We start from the raw sequence: 576 nt of genomic DNA on the forward strand, positions 1-576 counted from the left end.
GATCGCATCAAGTATTGCCCGTCGGCGCTCGCCGACAGGCATTGATATCGTAAAGGAAGAACGTGACCGGCTCCCCTGAGCTTTTAGGTCTTGTTCGAGAAGAAGACATTGTCTGACAAAAATCAGGCTTGGTCCCCCGGCAACTTTCCAGTCGGGCGGAATAAACCAAGCATGAGTTTTGCTGAGAAACGATCAAACGTTGAAGGGCTTCTGACGGATGCCTTGGCGTAGAGAGGCGATGAAGGACGTGGCAAGCTGCGATAAGAACCGGGGAGGCGCTAGCACCCTTTGATCCGGTTATTTCCGAATGGGGAAACCCACCTTTACAGTCTTCCAACTCTGTTTCTTCGGAGACAGCGATTGGCGGATTGTTGAAAGGTATAATGAGCTGAATACATAGGCTTCATTAAGCGAACCCGGGGAACTGAAACATCTCAGTACCCGGAGGAAAGGACATCAACCGAGACTCCCGTAGTAGTGGCGAGCGAACCGGGACCAGGCCAGTGCTCTTGTGAAATAAAGACGAACGATCTGGAAAGGTCGGCCATAGTGGGTGAAAGCCCCGTAGTCATCAAA

1 rRNA gene is annotated in these 576 nt (G+C 51.6%); it reads left to right on the plus strand.

Annotated elements, in window-relative coordinates:
* Positions 1-190 precede the first annotated feature (190 nt).
* Positions 191-576 (plus strand): 23S ribosomal RNA (locus tag JKF87_RS18160); the annotation flags it as partial.

The organism is Brevundimonas nasdae, from assembly GCF_016654005.1.
Lineage (GTDB): Bacteria > Pseudomonadota > Alphaproteobacteria > Caulobacterales > Caulobacteraceae > Brevundimonas > Brevundimonas nasdae.